9 protein-coding genes are annotated in these 22825 nt (G+C 64.0%); 6 read left to right on the top strand and 3 right to left on the bottom strand.

Annotation, left to right across the window (positions count from 1 at the left end; all coding sequences use genetic code 11):
• Positions 1-96 precede the first annotated feature (96 nt).
• Together ACIQWO_RS05270 and ACIQWO_RS05265 are read left to right on the top strand one after the other, a co-directional pair.
• Positions 97-3267: a deaminase domain-containing protein gene (locus ACIQWO_RS05270; protein ID WP_402820114.1), complete on the top strand. Its 3171-nt coding sequence runs from the start codon at positions 97-99 to the stop codon at positions 3265-3267.
• 66 nt (positions 3268-3333) lie between these two features.
• On the top strand, positions 3334-5073 hold the full coding sequence (locus ACIQWO_RS05265; RefSeq protein ID WP_402820111.1) for an ABC transporter ATP-binding protein: 1740 nt from the start codon (positions 3334-3336) through the stop codon (positions 5071-5073).
• 28 nt (positions 5074-5101) lie between these two features.
• Here ACIQWO_RS05265 and ACIQWO_RS05260 read toward each other — a convergent pair whose 3' ends face one another.
• From ACIQWO_RS05260 to ACIQWO_RS05250, 3 genes are all read right to left on the bottom strand, one after another.
• The gene (locus ACIQWO_RS05260) at positions 5102-5818 is read right to left on the bottom strand and encodes a cupin domain-containing protein (RefSeq protein ID WP_402820108.1); all 717 of its coding nucleotides are present in this window, start codon (positions 5816-5818) and stop codon (positions 5102-5104) included.
• Positions 5785-6975, bottom strand: coding sequence for an MFS transporter (locus ACIQWO_RS05255; RefSeq protein WP_402820105.1), 1191 nt, complete (start codon positions 6973-6975; stop codon positions 5785-5787). Before ACIQWO_RS05255 ends, ACIQWO_RS05260 begins: the two co-directional genes overlap by 34 nt.
• Before the next feature lie 69 nt (positions 6976-7044).
• On the bottom strand, positions 7045-7365 hold the full coding sequence (locus ACIQWO_RS05250) for a hypothetical protein (RefSeq protein ID WP_402820102.1): 321 nt from the start codon (positions 7363-7365) through the stop codon (positions 7045-7047).
• 126 nt (positions 7366-7491) lie between these two features.
• Here ACIQWO_RS05250 and ACIQWO_RS05245 point away from each other — a divergent pair, with 126 nt between their 5' ends.
• From ACIQWO_RS05245 to ACIQWO_RS05230, 4 genes are all read left to right on the top strand, one after another.
• A complete protein-coding gene (locus ACIQWO_RS05245) occupies positions 7492-8241 on the top strand; it encodes a TonB family protein (protein ID WP_402820099.1) in 750 nt (249 codons plus the stop codon).
• Positions 8238-8768 carry an RNA polymerase sigma factor gene (locus ACIQWO_RS05240; RefSeq protein WP_402820096.1) on the top strand — a complete coding sequence of 177 codons (531 nt, stop codon included), beginning with the start codon at positions 8238-8240 and terminating at the stop codon, positions 8766-8768. Before ACIQWO_RS05245 ends, ACIQWO_RS05240 begins: the two co-directional genes overlap by 4 nt.
• Before the next feature lie 58 nt (positions 8769-8826).
• Complete coding sequence (locus ACIQWO_RS05235) at positions 8827-9876, top strand: FecR family protein (protein WP_402820093.1); 1050 nt, start codon at positions 8827-8829, stop codon at positions 9874-9876.
• A 238-nt stretch (positions 9877-10114) separates the two neighbouring features.
• Positions 10115-22741, top strand: coding sequence for a filamentous haemagglutinin family protein (locus tag ACIQWO_RS05230; protein WP_402820090.1), 12627 nt, complete (start codon positions 10115-10117; stop codon positions 22739-22741).
• Positions 22742-22825 lie beyond the last annotated feature (84 nt).

The raw sequence follows: 22825 nt of genomic DNA, 5'->3' as shown, positions 1-22825 counted from the left end.
CCACACCATGCCCATCGTCCAAACGCCCACATGCACGATGCGCCACCGCGCAGGCGTTGCCATGCCCTTGCGGACGACTGGCGCGCGGGGTGCGCATTGCCCCGCAGACAGGTGCGCAACAGTGCACGGGCACAACGCAACAACGTTGAATCGTCGCGTGCGACGCGTACTGAAGCGCGCAATCGGACGGCCACTGCCGCGTTCGCCGTGACGCTGCTGGCGGTCGCGAGTGTTGCCAGTGTCGCGAACCTCGCTGCTGCGGGCGTGCCAAGAGGGCCTTTTACCGGTTTGCGGGCGATGGGGAGGGGGCGGACGGCGTCGCCGGTGGTCACCACGGTACCCCCTGTGACGTTGGCGCACTCACAGGCCATCGCAGGCATTCGCACCCTGCTGAAGTTGCGCCCCGCACGTGAGGATAACGGCGGTGTTGCGCCTCAATGCCTGCCGTCGCGAAGCACATCGGCGATTGGCATATCGCCGCCCGCAGCCGACAGCGACGCAGCGCTTCGCATGGGATTGTCCGCCTATCGTGAGGACTTGCAGCGGGTCGTCGTCGCCATGATTCGTGATGCCGTTGCCGCCGCCGACCCCGACACGCGCGAAGCATTCGCGAATGCCGAGGTGCTGCGTCCCCGGTACATGAGGCTACGTGTCAACCACAAGGGAACGGAGGGCTGGCCGCCTCCCAGCATCTATTTCGCGTCGTCCGGCATCACGCTCAATCTGCGCGACGAACAGGGCCGCTGGCGACCCTTTGCGCTCACGCTTGCCGCGCAGGCGCCTGCACTCGTCGTGCCGCTCTCGACTTGTCGGATGGAGCGTCCGTCCGACGCGGACTGTATCAAGCGGACACTGGGCCCGTTGTTCTGGGGAGACCGGTGGGCATCGATTGCCGAGAAGATCGTGGACACCGACACGGTAAGGTTCGTATCAATGCGTGCAGGTGCAACGGTGTCGCCGGGATGGCCGTCGCCCGATACGCCCGTGCTCGAATCGCCCGACATGGGGGAGGTCGCCGAAATCCTGCTGGAGACGGTGATTCGTGGCGAACCGTCGAATGAAAGGTTCGGGTCACGTCCCCGCCGAAGTGCGATGGACGACGCTGGCAGCGCACGGGCGCTGGCGACGCGGTTGAGCGCGTCCGGCCTTGAATGCCTCGCTGCCGTGATCGGTGCGGCAACGTTCGACGACGATGCTTTGGCATTGCTGCGGCACCTCTGGCCTGCGAGTCCCGCACAGGTCTCTGACGTCGTCGCTTTGCCGCAGTCCCCCGGGCTGGCAACGTTCCCGCACGAATCGTTCAGCGGCCCGCTCGGACGTGGCGTGCAGTGGGTTTTGCCCGCCAACGTCTATGTCGAATATCGGCCCGACCTCACGCAGAACGGCGTGAAGGTCTTCAACATTGACGGCACGCTATATGGCGCAACCGTCGCCCGCACGCGCAAGCATGCTTCCGACTTGCGCCCGTTAGACAAAATGCGCGACGAACTCGGACCGCTCGCGCTGTGCCGCATTTCGCGCGGCGTCGGCATCGATGTCGACGGCTTGTGTCTGGAGTGTCATACAGAACGGGACGGCGAGGTGTCCGTCACGGAGCAAGGCGCGACGGTGACGCAGCATCAGGTGCTCGAGGCTTCGCCGCTGGCGCGCCTACGTGTCGCCGTGTATTCACAACCGTTCGAGGCGGAGAACGGACGTCGGCAGTTCTTTGCGTTCGGACGTCTGGGCGAATTCGACGCGCAGGGCATCCCGCAGGTGACGTCGAATTCCCCATTGGTGGCGGGTGACGTCTACGCAAGCGAACTGGAGGGCGACCTCAGGTACTTCGAACAGGCGACGACTGCCGGACCGGTGGGCGGACGCCGAGTTCGTCTTACGCTCGGGAACATGCACGTCGCTGTGCCCTTTGGCACCTATCGCGACCGTCACGAGGTGTTGCACGGGGTGGTGCAGTTGTCGCGTGAAGTCTATTACCGCTTCACATTGCCCCGCGGGGATGTGGAAGATGTGGGAGATGCGGGGGGTGGAGGAAGCGCGCCACAGCGTGTGCGTTTGCAGTATCGCCATGTCGGGAACCGCGATATCCGCGAGTATTGGATAGCACAGCATCACCGTGCGGCGGCGGAGAACGCCAGCGTTCTGCCAACGATCTCGTACGCAGAGACGCGCACACTGTTGCAACTGTATCTACGCATGTGGGAGCGGGCGCCTTCGCCGTCCGAGGTGTGGCAGGGTCTGGAGGACGTTCCGCTGTCGGTCGCCGAAGCCCGCGATGCCGTGGGCCAGCTCACACACGCTATCGAGTGGCACGTGGCCTCGGCGCGAGGCGCAGGTGGCGATGAAGTCGACGGTTCCCGCGCACGCTCATCTCCCGATGTCGATCCGGCATTGCTTCCGACGTTCAATCGTCTCTGGTCGCACTGGCAGCGCTATCCAGGTCAGGCGGACGCTTTCATCGGTGCCGTGGCGCGCGATTTCGTATCGCGCCCGTCGCCGCTAGCCGTGTGGTCGCAACTGCCGTTCACCGGCGACGTACAAACGACCCGGGATGTACTCTCGCTGTTCGAGGAGGTCTTCCCCGGCATGCCGGATCTTCAATCGCTGGTGACAGGCGAGGCCCGGGCCGCGCGCGACGTCGACGATGATATGCGCCTCGTGTCGCTGAACGCCAACATCGCCCTCGCGGAAGTCACGCTCGTGGACGGCACACGGATGATCTACTACTGCCTCTCGGGGCTTCAGCGGCGTGTGCTGCCGACGAATTCCCCGACGGTGCGATTCGTCGACGCCGGTCGCGCCTATCTGGAACGGGAGAACAATGTCATCGTGCAGCAAGGCGAGGGTCCGCGCGCTCGTGCGCAGGCGTATCCCACCGAGCCGCCCGAGCTGCGCTTTGTCGTCGCCGATGCGAATCTACCGACGTACCACGCGGCGTCCGGCACCGCGAAGTCCCGCACGCTCGATACCGAGCGCCTGATTCTGGCGCAGATCTATGCGGATCTTCCGGCGGGCGAAAACGTCGTGCGCTCGATCGTGCTGTGCTCGCGTCTGCCGTTCTGCGACTCCTGCGCGGTCAATCTGGCGATGGTGCCGTATCACTATCCGGATGCGGCGTTGCGCTTCTACTACGTTGCCGGGTCTTCTGCCCGCACACCGCCCGAGGCTGTGCCAGTTCCCGCCGACGCTTCGGCGACTGCGATGCCATCTGACGCTGCGGATAGTGCAGGGGCTCGCGCGCCCGACAGGCACGTGCATTCGACCCTGTAATCGGGACGTCTGCGCATTTTTCCCCTATATTGACCGGTCACACCAGCATTATGGAGCGAAGAACGCATGACGGCGCCAGAGGCTTCCCAGCGCAAACCCGCCATCGGGCTCGGCAGTGCCGCCCGTGATCTGTATCGCGCGTTGTGGCGACATGCGCAAGGCGTCCGCACGCATCTGCTGGGCGCAGCGGGGTTGCTCTCGGCGGCGCAGTTGCTTCGGCTGACCATGCCGTGGCTCGCCGCACAGGCCATCAATGCGCTTCAGCAGGGCGATATGACGGTCGCGGGACGCTGGATCGTCTTCCTCGTCGGCATCTATCTCCTGTCATGGTTACTGCATGGCCCGGGGCGAATTCTTGAGCGCAACGTCGGCGTTCGGGTGCGCTTGCGTCTGGCCGATCAGTTGTATGCACGCATTGCGGCCGCGCCGCTGGCATGGCGAGACGGACGTCATTCGGGCGAGTTGCAGCACCGCGTCGTGCAGTCCAGTCGCGCATTGTCGGACTTCGCGCAGAACCAGTTCGGTTATCTGCAAAGCGTATTCAATTTCGTCGGCCCGCTGGTCGCACTGGCGTTGTTGTCGCGCACCAGCGGCGTGATCGCCGTGACCGGGTATGTCGTCATCGCCATCATCATCCTTCGATTCGACCGTGTGCTGATGCAGCTCGCGCGTGCCGAGAACGATGCCGAGCGTCGCTATGCTGCGGCGCTGCTCGATTTCGTCGGTAACGCGGGCACGGTGATCGGTCTGCGCTTGCAGGCGGCATCGCGCAAGCTGCTCGGACATCGGATGGACGCCGTGATGGTGCCGCTGCGCCGCACGGTGACGGTCAACGAAGGCAAGTGGTTCGCCGTCGACATCCTGGGTATGGGGCTGACCTGGATTCTCGTCGTGGTCTACGTGTTGCAGTCGCGCGAACCGGGACAGGCTGTGATGCTCGGTACAGTGTTCATGATCTACCAGTACGCGCAACAGGCGGCGACGGTGGTCGGTGCGATGGCGTCGAACTTCCAGAGCTTCGCGCGCATGCACACGGACTACGGCAGCGCCGAGCCGATCTGGGACGCCCCGAGCGATCCGGATGCCGTCGTCCCGGCGGTCATTGCCGACGCGCCTTGGCAAACGCTGACGTTGCGCAATGTCTCGTGGACCTATGCCGACGATGCGCGCGGTGGGTTGCGTGGCGTCGACCTCACGCTTCGACGCGGGTCGCGCGTGGCGCTCATCGGGCCGAGTGGTGGTGGCAAAAGCACATTGCTGCGAACGCTTGCCGGTCTGTACCTTCCGCAACATGGCGAACTGCTGCGCGACGGCAACGTCACCGATTGGTCGGACCTGCGCACATTGGCGACGCTGATTCCCCAGGAAGCCGAAGTGTTCGAAGCCAGCGTCGAAGAGAACCTGACGTTCGGTGAACCCGCCGACGCGAAAGCGCTCCACACGGCTGTGCATGCAGGCGTGTTCGACGACGTGCTGCAACATCTCCCGGACGGCCTGTCGAGCACGCTGAACGAGCGGGGCAGCAATCTCTCCGGTGGTCAACGCCAAAGGCTTGCGCTGTCACGCGGTGCGTTGGCGGCGCAGGGCAGCTCGCTGTTGCTGCTGGACGAGCCGACGAGTGCGCTCGACCCGTTGGCCGAAGGGCGCGTGTTCGACCGCATGTACGACGCGTTTCCGACGGCGTGCATCGTGGCGTCCGTGCATCGGCCGAGTCTGCTGAGCCGATTCGACACTATCGTGGTCATGGAAAGCGGTCGTGTCGTCGACGCCGGCCCGCGAGACGAAGTGCTCGCCCGGCGCACGTGATCCGGTGGCGTGTCCCCCTTCGTCGCGATCACTTCCCTGACGGAATCGGCCCCGGCACGTAGGCCTTGCAGTAGACGGCGACGCCTTCGTCACCGGCACTCAATGTCGCGCCATCGTTCGGAGGCAGGCGGACCCAACTTCCCGTTGTAAGGACGTCGCTGTCGAGTCGCAGCGTTCCATCGAGGACGAACAGTTCGACGATGCATGCCTGAATTGAGGGGCGGGTGGCCGCAAACGGCGCGTTAGCCGGGAGACGAATCAGCTCTACGCGCTCGTGCTCATCGCTGAACAGCGGGCAGACGCCTCGTCCTGCGTGTGTCTGCCAGTTGCCTGCGTCACGCGTATCGACACGTACGACCGCGTCTTGCGAAGCGGACATCTGCATGAGTTTGACGAAGATCGTCGCACCGTCTCGGCTCGACGGTCGATGCGACGAGCCGGGCGGATTTCGCAGATACCATCCGGCCGGATAATCGTGTCCGTCGGCAGAGAACGTGCCGGAGAGGACGAGAATCTCCTCGCCGCCCGGATGACTATGCGCCGGAAAGTCGGACGCCGCGTCATAACGAACGATGCTTGTCGCACGCGCTTTTTCCGTGCCGATGCGGTCGAGCATCACACGCTCGACCCCGGCCTGCGGTGACGGCACCCACACGTACTGCTGGGGTGTGACAACGGCACGTTGCGAGAAATCGGCATTCACACGCATGGTCAGGCAGCCTGCTGCTTTCGCGAGCGGTTCCATTGAAGCCAGACGACGCCGATCATACCGATGGCCAGCGGCGGCAGCATAAGACCGGCCACAGCCGTCCAGCCCAGCGACGTGAGCAGACTGCCCGAGGCGAACGAACCGATGACCATCGCGCCGAAGACGACGAAGTCGTTCACCGACTGCACGCGCGGACCTTCCTCGGGGGAATGACACGTCAGCACCATCGCGGAGGCACCGAGGAATCCGAAATTCCAGCCCAACCCGAGCAGCACGAGCGCGACCCAGAAGTGCCCGACCGTGAGCCCGGCCATGCCAGCGAATGCCGCACACGCCGTCAGCACCAGCCCCAGCAGCACGATGCGATGCGCGCCAAAGCGGGTGATCAGGCGTCCGGTGAAGAAGCTGGGCGCGTACATCGCGATCACGTGCAGTTCGATGCCGAAGTTTGCATGCTCGCGCGGAATGCCGCACAGCTCCATTGCGAGCGGCGCGGACGTCATCATGAAATTCATCAGCATGTACGTGACGACGCCGCAGAGCATAGCGACGAGCAATCTCGGGTCGCGCAGGAAAACAGCGACGGGACGGCCCTCCTGCGAGGTTTGCGACGCCCCAGGCTGAACAGGCTTGCGAGGCATGTCGAACTTGCCGCCTGCCAGCACGACGACGGCCGCCGTCAGATACGTCACGGCGTAAGCGTGCGGCGGCCAGGCGTTCATCGTGCCGGTCACGAGTTGCGGGCCGAGCACGCCTGCGGCCACACCGCCCGCCAGCACCGTCGAGAGCGCCTTCGGCCGTTCCTCGGCGGCCACGCACTCCGCCGCCGCGAATCGGAACGTCAGCACGACGGCCGCATACGCGCCGCCGAAAATCATGGCAAACGTGAAGAGCGCGAACGAATGGAGGATAAGCGCGACGGCCGCCAAAAGACCCATCGCCACGCCGCAGGCATTGCCCGCGATGAACGCTGCGACACGTCCGTAGCGTTTCGTGATGGAACCGACGGGGAGCGTCGAGATGGCCATGCCCAGGACAAAGACCGAGATCGGCAGCGTCGCCAGCGCCGGATCGGGTGAGAGCATGTGGCCGATGATCGCTGCCGTCGCGTAGACGACCGTCGAGTTGGCACCGGCGAGGGCTTGCGCGAAGGACAACCGCAGCACGTTGCGGTTGGTGATCAGGCCAAACATCGTTGGCGTCCTTTTGAACATGGCGAAGAGGCGAAGTCTGACGCGTTCCGACCGACGTCGCAAATCAGTTTATCTGCGCCAGTCTGAAAGAAATTCTTTGTCTGGAGCGGCAAATGTCTTGTCGGGAAACGTGTCCTTGATGAAGCCGCTGAGTATCGGGCGAATGATGGCGTCGCCAATACCGACGAGCGCCGCAGTGACGAGCAACACGGCATAGGCGTCTGCGCGAAGCCGCAGCACCAGTCCAACCGTCAGGATGGCAAGCGCCACGAGCATCGAACGCTTAAGGCCAAGCCTGCGGTCGAGCGCGTGTCCGAGCGGCGAGAGCACGCCCATGCACACAACGGGGATGGCGGTGCGCAGACAGAGCCCCGCGCCGAACACCATCACCCAGGGCTGCCATGCGATCCATGACTTGTCATGGAAATTTCACGATCCGCCGGTACGCTGAGCCGTATTTGCTGTGGGGTTGAGCCAACTCGATCCCACGGAGTACGGACGATCGCGCGATAGACAATGACAGGCATCCCGGCATCGTTCGGTGGACTTGCGCTGATGGGGTGCTCGTTCGGTCTGGGTTTTCTGACGGTGACGAGCGCAGCGCAGGCACAGCAGCCCACCCCAACCACGATGGCGACGCCATCCCCGGCGGGCGAGGTGCGCTTCGACTTCGACATTCCCGCTCAGCCCCTGAACGACGCGTTGCAGCGCTACGGCGCCATCGCCCGTCAGCCTGCGCTCTATCGCAGCGAAATCCTCAAAGGACAAACCTCTACGGCCATACACGGCCGGTATTCGCCCGAGGCCGCCTTGCATCTGATGCTGGAAGGGACGGGCCTGAGCGCCGAAAAATTCAATATGGGGCAAAGCAGCGCGTTCATCCTCAAAGCGGCAAGCGACGCTAACGCCGCACCGTCGACCAGTGGACTGGGCAGCCGCACGGGCTATCCCGGTCTGGTGCAGGCGCGTGTCTGGCAAGCGCTGTGCGCTAACGCGCTGACCGTGCCGGGCCGCTACCGCGCCGTGCTTCGTTTCGAGCTGGATGCGACGGGCCGCGTCGAGCGACCGCGTCTGATCGGTTCGACCGGCGACAGCCGCCGCGATACCGTCCTGCTCGAAACGCTGCGCGATGTCCGTATGGACGCCGCACCGCCACGCGACATGCCGCAACCCGTCACGATGCTGCTCTTCCCGAACGACGCGCAGTTCGGTCTTCCGTGCAGCAGTGGCGCGCAAGGCGAGGCGGGCACCAGGGCCGGTTCATGAACGACGACCTTCCGCCGACGCCCCCGTCATCCCCCACGCCGATGGTGCTGGTCGACTACCTGACTAAGCACTACACGACGCTCAAGTCGCGCATGACACGTCTGCTCGGCAACGGTGATCTCGCCGGTGATGCCTTGCAGGACACCTGGCTGCGCGTGCAAAGCCGCGAGGAAGAGGAACCGATCCACAGCCCGGCGGGCTACCTTCTGCGCATGGCCGTCAATATTGCCGTGGACATTCAGCGGCGTCAGGGACGCTCGTTGCCGTTCGACGAGGTCGCGGAACTCATGGACATGGCCGATCCCGCGCCGGGCCCGGAACAGGTCGCGGAAGGGCGCTCTCGCATGGAGGCCATGCGGCAGATCATCGACCGCATGCCCAAGCGACGGCGTCAGGTCGTGCTCATGGTCCACTGGGACGGGCTGGAACAGAAGGAAGTGGCCCGACGGCTTGGCGTTTCGCTACGCACCGTCGAGTCCGATCTCAAGCGGGCGCACGATCATCTGATCGCCCGGAAAGACCGATGATGAAAATAATCTGCGGTTGCATGGGGGGCACGTTCGTCCTTCCTCATGAGCCTGAAATTTGTCACCTCCTGCCGTCCATCACGGACGTCTGCCGCCTGAGAGCGACGGCATGACCGCCCGCGACGACCTGCGCCCGCCCACGCCCGACGAACTCCAGCGTCAGGCGTGGACATGGTTGCGTCGACTCAGCTCGGGCGACGTCACGTCATGGGACGCCGACGCCTTCAAGCGCTGGCTGCGCACAAGCCCGGCACATCACGCCGCGTTCAGCGACGCGAAGCGCGAGTGGGCGGCGGTCCGGCCAGCGGCCGGGGCTGTTCTGCACAGCAACCCGGAAGCGTCGCGAGAACACATTCGTGCACTGCAAGGCCCCAAACCTACCGTTGGACGTCGGGCGTTCCTCGGTGCGGCAGTGAGTGCCGCCGGGGTCGCGGGGATCGCCATCTTCCATCCCCCAGCGGGGCTTTGGCCTGCGCCGTCGGAGTGGGGCGCAGATTTCCGTACGGCAACGGGCGAGCAGCGGGCGATTCAAGTGGCCTCGACGGTCAGCGTGACGCTTAACACCGAGACCAGCATCCGTCGGGAAACCTCGGGCGGCGCAACCGTCGGCATTCGTCTGCTGTCCGGGGAGGCGGCCGTGGATGTGACGGCAAGCCGCAATCCGTTCGTCGTGGTCTCCGGCGCGGGACGCAGTCTGGCCAGCGTTGGACGCCTCGAAGTGCGCCGGATGGACGGCAGCACTTGCGTGACCTGTATCGACGGAGCGGTGAGCGTCGAGCACCCGAGCGGCCGTGTAGCGTTGCGGGCCGGTGAGCAAACCGTGTACGACGACGCGTCGGTCGGTCGCGTGCGACGCGTGGCTGTCGCCGATGTCTCTGCATGGCGACAAGGCATGCTGGTGTTCCGCCAGACGCCGCTCAATCAGGTGATCGAGGAGATCAATCGCTATCGGCGCGGGCGCGTTGTGCTGATGAATGCCGCGATGGGACATCAGCCGGTCAGCGGCAGCTTCGAGATTCCCCTGCTCGACATGGCCGTCGCGCAGTTGCAGCGAACGTTCGATCTCAACGCCCGCACGTTGCCGGGCGGGCTGATCCTCCTTTCCTGAGCGTCAAAAAAATAATCGAAAAATAGTCTGCGGGTGGGTGGGTTCTTCGTTCGTCCTTGGGCATAGGGTTGCGATGTGAGTGTGCGGTTAGCCGCCAACGCCGCAAGCAACCCGGTGAACAGGACTGTCCGGTACGGGGTGGGCGGTCGAACGGGTATGGAACCATCTATCAGCAGGGTTTGAGATGAACACACGCGGGCACACGGGCGTAGCACAAAAATTACGGCATCCTAATCAAATGCATCGGATATTTCGTGCGGCGCCAATAGCACGCGCGGTGGCGATTGCGGTGGCCACCGGCGGGCTGTTCGTCGACGCCCACGCCCAGCAAGCATTCAGCTCCGCATGGTTCGCTGCCCGTGGCGCAGCGCAGAACACCGCCGCGCAGACCGGCCGGTTGCCGAACGGCATGCCGGTCACGTCGCTGAATTCACCCTCCGAGCAGCAGCGTCTGGCCAACATCCAGTTGCAACGCTCTATCGATAACCTCGGCATCACCGCGCAGGCGCTGGCCGCACAGCAGTCGATGCAGGCGGCGGCACGTCAGGCGGCGCAGAGTGACGCATCGATCCCGGACGGCCTGACCACGGGCGGCCTGAAGGTCGATACCAACAGCCTGACGCAGGGTTGGATCAACGCCAACGCCCCCACGCCGACAGTGGCGGACGGCAAGACGACCGTCAACATCAAGCAAACGGCAGACAAGGCCATCCTGAACTGGGAGACGTTCAACGTCGGCAAGAACACGACAGTGGCGTTCGATCAGCAGCGCGACTGGGCGGTGCTCAATCGGGTGAACGATCCGCAGGCGCGTCCGAGTGTGATTCAGGGACAGATCAAGGGCGACGGCACGGTGCTGATCGCCAACCGCAACGGCATTCTGTTCACCGGCACCAGCCAGGTCGATACGCGTAACCTCGTCGCGGCGGCGGCCAGCATCACGAACGATCAGTTCCGGAACAACGGTATTTATGGCGCGGGTGCCAGCACGCCTACGTTTACCGGCGCGGAGGGCAAGGTCGAAGTCCGGGCGGGCGCGCAGATCGCCACGCGTGCACCGACCGCATCGACGGACGGCGGTGGCTACGTGCTGTTGCTCGGCAAGGAAGTCCAGAATGCAGGCAACATCGCCACTGTCCGTGGGCAAACCACGCTCGCGGCAGGCGACAGTTTCATCATCAAGCGTGGCGTTGGCACCGACAGCGATCCAACGTCTACCACGCGTGGGAATGTCGTCACGCCGCAGTTTGCCGCCAACAGCCTCGCAGGTCTGGTGCGCAACACCGGACTGATCATGGCGCGGGAGGGCGATGTGTCCCTCGTCGGTCGCGACGTCCAGCAGAATGGCGTGGCCATCGCGACCACTACGGTCAACACGCGCGGCACCCTGCACCTCGTGGCGGTCGGCAACGATGCCAAGGTGTCGTTGGGCCAGGGTGCGACGAGCGCCATCGTCATCGAAGGCACCGGCAGCGCACTGGACGGTCAGCGCAGTGCGCTGCTCGGACCGCCCGTCGAGAGCACGTACAACGTTTCGCCGGTGAACGACCGCCGCGATCAGTCGCGCATCGAGATCACGAGCGATGGCACGGTCGACTTCCTCCCCGATTCCCTGACGCTCGCCACCGGCGGTCAGATTGTCGTCAGCGCAGCGACGCGTAGTCTGGTGCGCGACCGCGCGCAGCTCGACGTGTCGGGGGCCGTCGGCGTCGATGTGTCGATGGAGAGCAACAACGTCAAGGTCAACGTTCAGGGTAACGAGCAGCGCGACGCACCGGGCAATCGCGACAGCCTGCTGCTCAACAGCAACGACGTGTGGATCGACCGGCGCAAGCTGGTGTTCGTCGCCAAGGGCACGAACGACTACGACAGCGACCGCTGGTACACGGCCGGTGGCCTGCTCGAAGTGGGTGGCTATCTCGGCACGCAGGGCCATACCGTCGGCGAGTGGATGGCGCAGGGCGGTTCGCTGACGTTCACGGGCAACGATGTCGTCACGCAGTCCGGCTCGAACATCAACCTCTCTGGCGGCACGTTCAACGTACAGACCGGCAAGCTCAAGCAGACATGGCTCAAGGGCGTCGACGGACGCCTGTACGACGCCTCCTCGGCCCCCGGTGACTTGCAGTACACGGGTGTCTACAAGGGCTTCGAAGACGTTCACGCGCGCTGGGGTGACAAGGCGACGCTGTACTACGCCACGCCATTCATCGGCGCACCGGATCGTCTCGAGAACGGCTATACGGTTGGCCGTGACGCAGGCCGTCTCGTAATCTCGACGAAGGGGGCCGTGATCGAGGGCGGCATCGTCGGCGATGTCTTCCAGGGCCCGCGTCAAACGCAAGCCCCGGCGGCCAATCTCGATTCGTACAACCAGTCGCAGAACGCGGCAGCGCGACGCGGTCAGTTGATCGTCGGCAAGAATCAGCCGATGTACGACAAGACGAGCGGTCTGCTGTACGACAATCTGAGTGCGGTGATGAGTCAGGTGGAGCTGCGCGAGACCGACGCGAGAATTGCCGCCGGGCTGGATCTCAAAACGGCATTGCCCACCGAGCGTCAGGGCAAGCTGGTGCTCGACACCTCGCTGCTCAATGGCTTCGGACTCGGCGCCATTCGCATTGCCGCGAAGGACAAGATCGAACTGGGCAGCGATCTTCAGGTTGCGTCGGGCGGCATGGTCACGCTGTACGGCAACGACATTGCGGTCAAGGGCAACGTCACTGCGCACGGCGGACGCATCCAGATCGGCAGTCTCCTGACGCAGATGGACCAGAACGGTCTCGTGGGTACGATCGTCAATCCGGCCGCACCGATCGGCAACGTGGCCATTGCCGATGGGGTGAAGCTGGACGCCAGCGGGCTGTGGCGCAACCTGGTGACGGCGCCCGAAGGCTTCGACGGCCTGCCATATCGCGACGGTGGGAGTGTTTCCATCCTCGGTAGCGGCAACGTCGCGCTGGGTCGTGGCAGCCTCATCGACGTGTCGTCCGGTGCGACGCTCGCGAGCGATGGCAAACTGCAAGGCGGTCGCGGCGGCGACGTGACGCTGTCCGCCATGGGCAGCGCAGCATCGCTGAAGCTAGATCCGGACGCCGTGATCCGCGCCTACGGTTTCAGTGGCGGCGGCACGCTCGATCTTCAGTCCCGCAACATCTCGATTGGCGATACGTCGGCGGCACCGGATGCAGGTACGCTGGCACTGCGCAGCGACTTCTTCAACAAGGGCTTTTCGAACTACCGTGTGACGGGCGCGCTCGGCGTCGCCGTGAACGATGACGCGAAGGTCGACGTCGCCATGCCCGTCTATCATCGCAGCGACGAAACGCGGGATCTGACCACCGGCGACCTGCGCGACGCGTTCTCCGTCTGGACACCGCCGCTGTATCAGGCCGACGCCGCGAAGGCGAAGCTGACTCAGCGCAAGGGCGCGAGTCTTGCGCTGCAAACGGGCAACTATTCGTCGTCGGCGGCAGACATGGCGGCATCGCAACTGACGATCGGCAAGGGGGCTGTCGTCAGCGTGGACCCGGGGCAGTCGATCACGCTGAGCGCCATCGGACAGACGACGGTGAACGGTACGCTGAACGCCTGGGGCGGCAACATCACCTTCAGCGACATGAAGGACAATGCGCTGGTCGCCGAAATTGTGAATGCCATCGGTCACGGCCGCTCGGTCTGGATCGGGGAAAGTGCGGTGCTCGACGTCGCCGCGCGTGCCGCCACCGCCGTCGATGCGAATGGCAAAACGTACGGCATCGTGCGCAACGGCGGCAATATCGTCATCGGCGGCGATATCGATCATGTCGCAGGCACGGCAAAGGGTACGGACCTCTTCATCGTCGTGCGTGACGGCGCGCGGCTCGATGCGTCGGGGACGCAGGCGACAATCGCCGTGGACGGGCAGGGGCCTCGACTCGTGGCGTCCAATGGCGGCAACATCTCGCTTGCATCCAACAGCGGTCTCTATCTCGACGGGGCATTCAAAGCCTCGTCGGGCGGCGGCACTGCGGCGGGCGGCTCGCTGTCCGTTGCGCAGATCGCTGCCATGTACAAGAAGTCGGACGCGACGCAACGCGTGCTGGCGCAGCGCGAGCTGATCCTTGAGCAACTGCATAGCGACAGCCCGCTGCGCACGGTGCTCACACCGGCACAGGCGGCGACGGCTTTGGCGTATGGCTATGGGCGTCTCTCGGTGGCACAGATCGACGCGGGCGGTTTCGACAATGTGTCGCTGTTCGCACAGACCGACATTGCCGGTGACGTGTCGCTCAAGCTCAATCAGAATTTGCAGTTCTACGGCAACATCACGACGGCACCCGGTTCGAAGGCGACGCAGACGGCGCACTTCGACGTGTCGTATCTGCGTCTGGCGGCGCAGCGCCCGATCGGAAAGGATGGTTATGTCATTCCGGGGCCGGCCACCCAGCCCGTGCGCGCGACGCTCGCTAAGCTCGATGCCACAGCCAATTTGATTGACGTACGCGGCAATAACACGATCAACGCCAATAACATCGAACTCATCAGCCGTGGCGATTTGCGCTTCATGGGGACCGTCGATGGGTGGGACGGCGCGGCACCCGCCACATCGTTGAACAGTCCGGGCGACATCACGCTTCGTGCCGCACAGTTGTATCCGGACACGGGCGCAGGCGCGGCGGTTCGGGCAGGATTTACCTCGGGTGCCGACGCATACGACAAGCGTCGCACGCTGATTATTTCACGCACTACGGACACGGTGCCTGACGTGCCGTATTCCGCATTCGGCTCCTTGTCGTTGTTCGCTGCGAACGTCGAACAGGGCGGCGTTGTGCGTGCGCCGTTGGGGCGTCTGCAAGTGGGGGTGGCGACATACGAAGGTCAGAACACGGACGTCGTGCATCTCTTGCCGGGCAGCGTCACGTCGGTGAGCGGTGTCGGACTGACGATGCCGTACGGCGGTACGACGGACGGTCAGAACTGGAACTACAACGGCAAGACCGTGACGTTCAAAGGGGTCGGTGGCGGAGATTCCCGGGGCGACCTGGTGCTGGGCGGGAAGTCCATTCGCGTCGACAGTGGCGCCGTGGTGGATTTGACCGGCGGTGGCGACCTCACCGGCGCAGGCTTCGTGTCGGGACGCGGGGGTTCCACCGATGCCCGCTTCTATCCGTTGATGCAAGTGGGGCCGAACGGTGGCCTGACGTTGCCGGATCTGAAGACCAACCCGGTCTATGCGATCGTTCCTGGCAACCAGAGCGCTTATGCGCCGTCGTCCGGCGGTGCCGCCGATCCGGCCATCGGGCGACAGATCACCATCGGTGCAGGCGTGCCAGGACTTCCTGCGGGCACGTATACGCTGATGCCCGCAACGTACGCGCTGCTGCCTGGCGCATTCCGTGTCGAAATCAACGGTCGCGTCGGACAAAGTACAGGCGCGGCGGCAGCGGCGATGCGCAACGGTTCGTGGTCTGCGGCGGGCACATTGTCGGTCGCAGGGACCGGCATTCGCGACAGCCTCGCGAGTCAGATCATCCTCACACCGGCCAACGTCCTGCGCACGTATTCGCAATACAACGAAACCGGGTACGCTGCGTTCGCCGTTGCCGACGCGCAGCGACGCGGTATTCCGCGTCCCGCTTTACCGGCCGATGCCAAAACGTTCCAACTGTCGTTGCAGGCCGGTGCTGGCATCGATGCGCTTCGCTTCGACGGCGAAGGCCGCTTTGCGCCCGCCGAAGGCGGCTATGGTGGCGTGGTATCGGTGGTTGTGCCGAACTCGAGTCAGCAGCAGAACATCGAAATCGTCGCGACGAAGGCGACGGCGGGATTCGACGGGGTAACGCTTCGCGCAGACAGCCTGAACAATATCGGTGCCGCACGCATGGTGATCGGCGGCATGACGACCGTCACTTATGGTCAAGGAGGCAACTACGTTTCGTTCGGCAACGACAATGCGGTCGAGATTCACCTGCGCAGCGGTGCAGTCCTTTCTGCGCCGGAAGTCTTTCTGGTCGCGTCCGAACTAACGAACCCGGTCTTCCCCGCAGGGCTGATTAGTGTGGAAGCCGGAGCCAGCATCAATACGCTGGGGCGCGGCAAAGTGGCCTACGACTCGACCGACGGCTTCTACTACCGGGCGTCGCCGTATCTGCTCGCCGTGTCGAACGGGCTGCTCAATATCGTGGCATCGGATACGTCTGCGCGCGGCGCCATGGAGATCGGCGTCTGCCCGTCTGCCGGGTGCGTCGGCACGACGACACTTTATTCAGAGGGGACCATCGCCGCATCGACAACCGGAAAGTTTGTGTTGGACGACGCGGTGCGGTATGGCACACGCAATCTGACGCTGGCGGTGGGTGCGATCAATATCGGCACGACACAAGCACTCGCGCAGGTGCAGGCCAATGGCACCGGGGCGAGCGGTCTGGCAATGAATCAGGGGGTGCTGGATCGACTGCTGCGCGGTGACACTTCGACCGGCGCTCCGGCGCTGGAGACGCTGACGCTGGCCGCGGCCAACAGCGTCAACTTCTACGGTGACGTCACGCTCGACACCTACGACAAGACGACCGGCGCCTCCTCGTTGAGCCGATTGGTGTTGACGACCCCGGCCATCTACGGGCTGGGCAATGCGGCCACCGTCGCGACCATCCACACGGCGAATCTGATCTGGAGTGGCACGTCGGGCGTGCCCGGCACGGTGATCGCAGGCGGTGCAGGTACCGGCAGCGGCACGCTGAATTTCGTGACCGACCGCTTCGAGTTCGGTTTCGGACAGTTTGCGCAACCGAGCAGCATTACCTCGTACGATCGTCTCGCGCTGGGCTTTGGCACGGTCAACATCAACGCCGCCGAGCGCATTACGGCGCAACACAAAGGCAGCTTGTCGGTGTACCAGTCGCAGGGTGCCTATGACGCGAACAGTGGGTTTGCCTACACCGGCGGCAACCTGAATCTGACGACGCCCTTGATGACCGGCGGCGCAGGCTCCGTCAACCGGATCACGGCCGGTGGTGCGATTTCGGTGATGGTCCCGGTAGGGACGGTGAAGGCCGATCACTCGCGCGACATCGACGCGCTTGGCGCAGATCTCACGCTGCACGGCGACACTGTTCGCGTTGCCACCGCGGTGATGCTGCCTAGCGGCAAGCTCACGCTGATTGCCGACAAGGATCTCACGCTGACGGACACGGCGCAGATCGATATGGCAGGCCGCAAACGCAGCTTCTTCGACGTCGACAAATACACGTGGGGCGGCGACGTCGTGCTGGAAAGCCGCAACGGCAGCATCTTCCAGTCGGGAGGCTCGACGATCGACCTCTCGGCCGCGAACAGCAGCGCCGGTACGCTCAAGGCTATCGCACTCGCCGATGACGCAGGGCAGGTGGATCTTCAAGGAAAGATTCTCGGCACAAGCACTGGCGAGTACGATGCGAGCGGCACGTCGGTGCCGTACAAGTCGGCCCGCGTGGAAATCCGCGCACAGTCGCTCGGTGCGGGCTCGTCCGACGCGCAGTTTGCCGCGCTGAACCAGCGATTGAATGACGGCAAGGCCTTCGGGGGCCGCAGCTTCCAGCTCAAGCGCGGTGATCTCACCATCGGCAACGACGTGAAGGCAGGCGAAGTCAATGTCTCGCTCGATAACGGTCGCCTGACGGTTGACGGGCGGGTTGACGCGAGCGGCGCGTCCGTGGGCACGATCCGGCTGGCGGCAAAGCATGGCCTCACGCTGACCGATAGCGCCGTACTCGATGCTCACGGCACGCTGCTGCGCGTGGACAGCTACGGCAAGATCATCGACAGCCCGAACCGGGCCATCGTGGAACTGAGTTCCGGCGACGGCACGTTGACGTTGGGCAGCGGTGCGCAGATCGATCTGCGGCATGGTACGAGCGTGGCGAGTGGTACGCAGCCGTGGCAGAACGATGGGATTTCGCGTGGCACGCTGACACTGAACGCGCCGCGTCTGGGCAGTCAGGGCCACGTGGATGATGCCGATGCGGCCACGTACGGCGACGTCGCCATCGACACACGTAGCGGCGTGACGATTCGCGGCGCGAAGTCCATCGCGGTGAACGCCGTGCAGCGCTATGACGATGCCCCTTACGCCCTCGTCAGAGACGCCAACGGCAATGTCATGCTCGATGTGAACGGCAAGCCGATACTGGAGCTGGCTGCCAGTGGACGTCCGTATCAGGTGGTCGATCAGGCGTATCTCGATGCGAAAGACGCTGACAGCACCAATTTCATCAAGCACGCGCTGCTCAACGCCAATCTGCGCGACACAAAACTCGCGGGATTGAACAACGCGAACTATCTCAACGTATTGCATTTGCGCCCGGGCGTGGAGATCGTCAGCAAGGCCGCCGACGGCGACATCGTGATGCGCGGCGACATCGATCTGTCGGGCTATCGCTACGCAAGCATCAATCCGCTGTTCACCAAGACGAACGTCTATGGCTCCGGTGAAGTCGGCATGCTGACGGTGCGTGCGGGCGGCAATCTCGACATCTTCGGCAGCATCAACGACGGCTTCTCACCGCCGCCGCCGACCAAGGACGACACGGGGTGGCAGTTGTTGAAGGGGATCAACTTCGGCGGCGACGACATCGTGGTGCCGGGTGTGGGTGTCACGCTGGCCGACGGTACGGGCTTTCCGGTCGGCTCGATCCTGAACTTCGATCTGCCGATCAAGGGCTTCGTCCTGCCGCCGGGCAGCCGCGCGCCGGTCACGATCACGCTCGCTCAGCCGTTGACGCTGCCTGCAGGCACAGTACTCGCGGCAGCGGTTCGCGATGGTTCGGGCAACGTGCTTTATGCGGCTGGGACGCTGCTGAAGACCTCGGTGACGCTGGCGGCCAATACGCGTCTCGACGCGGGATCGGTCTTCAACACGGCCGTCAGCGTAAGCGCCATGATCTGGCCGAAGGGCGTGCCGCTGCCGGGTGTGCCCGACCCGGGGGTGGACACCCTGCTTAAGAATTTCGTGTTCCTCAACGGCGCAAAAGCACTCTCGACGGGTGCCATCCTGCCCTCGGGCACGGATGTGAAGCTGCCGGGCGATGCCGAATCGATCGCGTTGCGCCCCGAGGTTGCGGGGGTTCAGGGTAAGGCATGGGCGCTGGCGCAAATGCTCCCGGAAGGCTCCCAATCGTGGTCGCTGCGACTGGTGGCGGGTGCCGACACGCAAGCGGCCGACAGCCGCGTGGTGCAAACGCGTCCGGCGCACGGCGATCTGCGTCTTGCCGACAGTCATTACGGCATGTTCGGCAAGGGGGTGCCGCCAAAGGGAACGGCGTACTGGACTGACGCCGCTGGCGAACTGGGCATCGACGGCATTGTCCCGGGCGAAAAAATCGATCCGGACTTTCTCAAGAGTCTTGGGATCGATCAGTCGGTCGACGATTTCTGCAAAGACTCGCCGGAGTATTGCTCCATTAAGGTCAGCTACACCTGGACGAAGGAGGGGATCGATGGCATTGCCGATCCGAGCTTTCACGTAGGCGACGTGATCAACCTCGACGAACTCGGCTGGCCGACGATGTGTGCGGACAATCCCACGTGGTGCGCGACCCCTGGCATGAGCTACGCCTATTCGCCGACCAATCAGCGTTTCAGCGTACTGCGCACGGGCACCGGCGATCTGGAACTGCTCAGTGGCGGCAACATGCGAATGGATTCGCTGTTCGGTGTCTACACGGCGGGTACGTCGTCGAGTGCCACACGAGCCGGAGACCCGTATAACCAGCCGCGCGGCACGAGATCGGACGGTAAGGTGCTCAGCGAGGCTGCGGGCAACAACGAAGGGTTTGTGAACGGTGGCGATGACAATCTCTATCGCGCCTGGTACCCCGATCAGGGGGGCAACCTGTTCCTGCGTGTTGGCGGCAATCTCACGAGCTCAATGTTGCAGCCGAGCCCGGCAAGCAACCTGAGACCGCTGCCGGGAGACGGCGGCTACGATAGCGCGGACGCCGCCACATGGCTCTGGCGTCAGGGCAGTGCCGATGTCAATATCGGCACGCAGGCGCAACCTACCGCGTGGTGGATCAACTTCGGCAGCTTCGTCAGTGGCTACGGCAATGGCGTGACGCGTCTGGTCGGCTTTACCGGGTTCGGCACGCTTGGCGGGGGTAATCTCACGGCTCAGATCGATGGCGATACGGGGCAGTTGACGCGCCGCGTGGGTAGCCGCTACGACACCGCCGTGAACGTTCGTCCGCAAGGGCTTGTGCTCGCGATCGGCAGCACCGGCCGGGTGGCCTCGGACGGCAGCATGACCCTGACCGGAGGCGGTGACCTCGACCTTCGGGTGAGCGGTGCGGTCAATCCGATGAGCACCCAAGGCATCGATCATTCGAACGGCGTGCTGACCAATCTGCGAGGTCACAGTGAGATCAAGGCCGGGCAAATCGGGGCGATCGATCTTGTCTATGGGAGCAATGCTTTCTCTCACAACGCCAACGAAACACGTGCCTTCGACGCATTCCACTCGACGCTCGCCTATTCAAGAGGCGGATTTACACTCGTGCCGGGGGATACGACATTCAACCTGTCGTCGTTGTCGGATCAGGTCACGCACGATGTCGCGGACCCGGGGCGGCTGCCGATGGAGTTTTACTCACCGTATGTCAGCAAAGCGAGCGTCAACGGCTATGGCTGGAGCTGGTTCTCGTTGTGGACAAATCACACAGCCATCGACATGACGTCCGCGGGCGGCAATCTCACCCCCAACGTCACATCGGTCAAGACGAGCACCGACGAGGGCGTTGTTTATCCGTCGATACTCCGCGTCTCGGCAATGAGCGGCAGCCTGTTTTACAACAATTATTTGCCGATGGTGCTCGCACCGTCGCCGACGGGCAGCCAGTTGCAGTACCTTGCGGCCGATTCGATCTATGGAAATGGCACCTCGGTCAGCCCGTCCAGCGCGCCGATGAGTGCGATTGCCACGCCGCAGCGACCGGCTTACCTGGCTTGGATGTTCCCGATCGGTGGTTCGCCCTCGCTGGTGCCGGACGTGCGCAACTACGCCGGGGATGGCAATCGGGCGGAAGTCGGTGTGTTCCCGCTATTCGCCTTCGGCGCCAACTCGGCGACCGGCCAGCCTAACGCCAATCTGGTGACGTCGCAGTTCTATGCAGCGGACGGCGATATCATCGGCGTGAGCACCGGGCGCGTCATCAAGTTCACCGGCGCCGGAAACTTCTTCGAGAAGGATCCCCGGAACGGGCGTACGTGGTACGAAGGCGGTCCGGTCAGAATGCAGGCAGGGCGCGACATCGTACGCAGCGGCAATCTGGTGCTGGAAGACGGCTCGAAAATTGGCGGAGGCGAGTTCGGCTTCTCCACAACGGGCAATCTCTTCGTCCACAGCAATGCGTCGGATATCTCGGTCGTCTCCGCCGGGCGCGACATTCTGTATAGCTCGTTTAACGTCGCCGGTCCCGGCACGCTGGACATAAGCGCCGGACGCAACATTCTGATGGAGGACCGTGCTGCGGTCACGAGTCTGGGTCCGGTCACGCCGAGCGACACGCGCCCCGGGGCCAGCATTGCGATGCAGGCGGGTGTCGGCCCGAAGGGGCTGGACTACCTGCGTTTCGTCAAACCCTATCTGGACCCGGCGAATCTGGCACAAACCGGTGTGCCGCTGGCCGATCAGGCGGGCAAGGTCGTGAAGACGTATGAAACCGAATTGTCGACATGGCTCGCCGAGCGATTCGGCTTCACCGGCACGGCAGACGAAGCGCGTGCGTTCTACTTCGCACTGACGCCCGATCAGCAACGTGTCTTTGCGCGCAACGTCTACTTCGCCGAGTTGAAAGCGGGCGGGCGTGAGTACAACGATCCGGCAAGCCCGCGCTTCGGAAGCTTCCTGCGCAGCCGTAACGCTATTGCCACGCTCGCGCCGGGCGTCGATGCCGACGGTCATCCGGTGACTTACTCGGGCGACATCATCATGTTCCGAGGTCTGCGAACGGTGTTCAACCAAAGCACCGGCAAGTACGAAAGCACGCCGCGCAGCGGTTACATTCGCACGAACTTCGGCGGCGACATTCAGTTACTCACGCCGGGCGGCCGTCAGGTCATCGGTATCGAAGGCGAGGCGCCGCCCGCTCAGTCGGGTGTGCTCACACAAGGGGGCGGCAATATCGAGTTGTTCTCGCGTGGCAGCATTCTGCTCGGCCAGAGTCGCATCATGACGACCTTCGGTGGCGACATCCTGGGTTGGTCGTCCGAAGGCGACATCAATGCCGGGCGAGGCTCGAAGTCCACCATCGTGTACACGCCGCCTAAGCGTGAATATGACCAGTGGGGCAACGTCAAACTGTCGCCGGTCGTGCCGAGTACCGGGGCGGGTATTGCGACGCTCAACCCGATTGCGGAGGTGAAGCCGGGCGACGTCGATCTGCTGGCCCCGCTGGGCACGATCGATGCGGGCGAGGCCGGGATTCGCGTGTCGGGCAACGTCAACTTCGCTGCACTGCAAGTGGTGAACGCGGCGAACATTCAGGTGCAGGGCAAGTCGTCAGGACTGCCGGTTGTAGCCGGGGTGAACGTCTCGGCACTGACCAACGCCAGCGCGACGGCGTCGCAAGCGGCAACGGCCGCACAAGACGCAGTGCAGCGCGAGCGTAACGCGGCACGTCAGTCGCAACCGTCGATCTTCACGGTGCGAACGTTGGGGCAGGGCGGCGATGCGGCAACCGGCAGCGACGCAGGCAAGGTCGCACCGCTGCGCTTGTCGCTGTCGCCTGCGACGACGAGCTACAGCGCATCGAACCCGGTCCAGATCGTGGGGTTGGGAGAAAAGGTCGACCCGGCATTGTGGGCACGTCTTAGCGAAGCGGAGCGTCTCGCGCTGCGTCAGGACAGGTAGTCGTCACTCGCTTGAAATGCACGGCCCGCCGGTCTGATCGCCGGTGGGCCGTTTTTATTGAAAGACCGCGCAATTCATTACGAA

Origin of the sequence: Pandoraea sp. NPDC090278, from assembly GCF_044772185.1 — a bacterium.
Classification (GTDB): Bacteria; Pseudomonadota; Gammaproteobacteria; order Burkholderiales; family Burkholderiaceae; genus Pandoraea.
Note: the sequence above shows the minus strand (reverse complement) of the source record. Positions and strands in the feature narration are given on the sequence as shown.

Coding starts and splice junctions, on each gene's coding strand:
- ACIQWO_RS05240 (WP_402820096.1), top strand. CDS start 8,238: ATGAACGACGACCTTCCGCCGACGCCCCCGTCATCCCCCACGCCGATG.
- ACIQWO_RS05245 (WP_402820099.1), top strand. CDS start 7,492: ATGACAGGCATCCCGGCATCGTTCGGTGGACTTGCGCTGATGGGGTGC.
- ACIQWO_RS05255 (WP_402820105.1), bottom strand. CDS start 6,975: ATGTTTGGCCTGATCACCAACCGCAACGTGCTGCGGTTGTCCTTCGCG.
- ACIQWO_RS05230 (WP_402820090.1), top strand. CDS start 10,115: ATGCATCGGATATTTCGTGCGGCGCCAATAGCACGCGCGGTGGCGATT.
- ACIQWO_RS05265 (WP_402820111.1), top strand. CDS start 3,334: ATGACGGCGCCAGAGGCTTCCCAGCGCAAACCCGCCATCGGGCTCGGC.
- ACIQWO_RS05260 (WP_402820108.1), bottom strand. CDS start 5,818: ATGGAACCGCTCGCGAAAGCAGCAGGCTGCCTGACCATGCGTGTGAAT.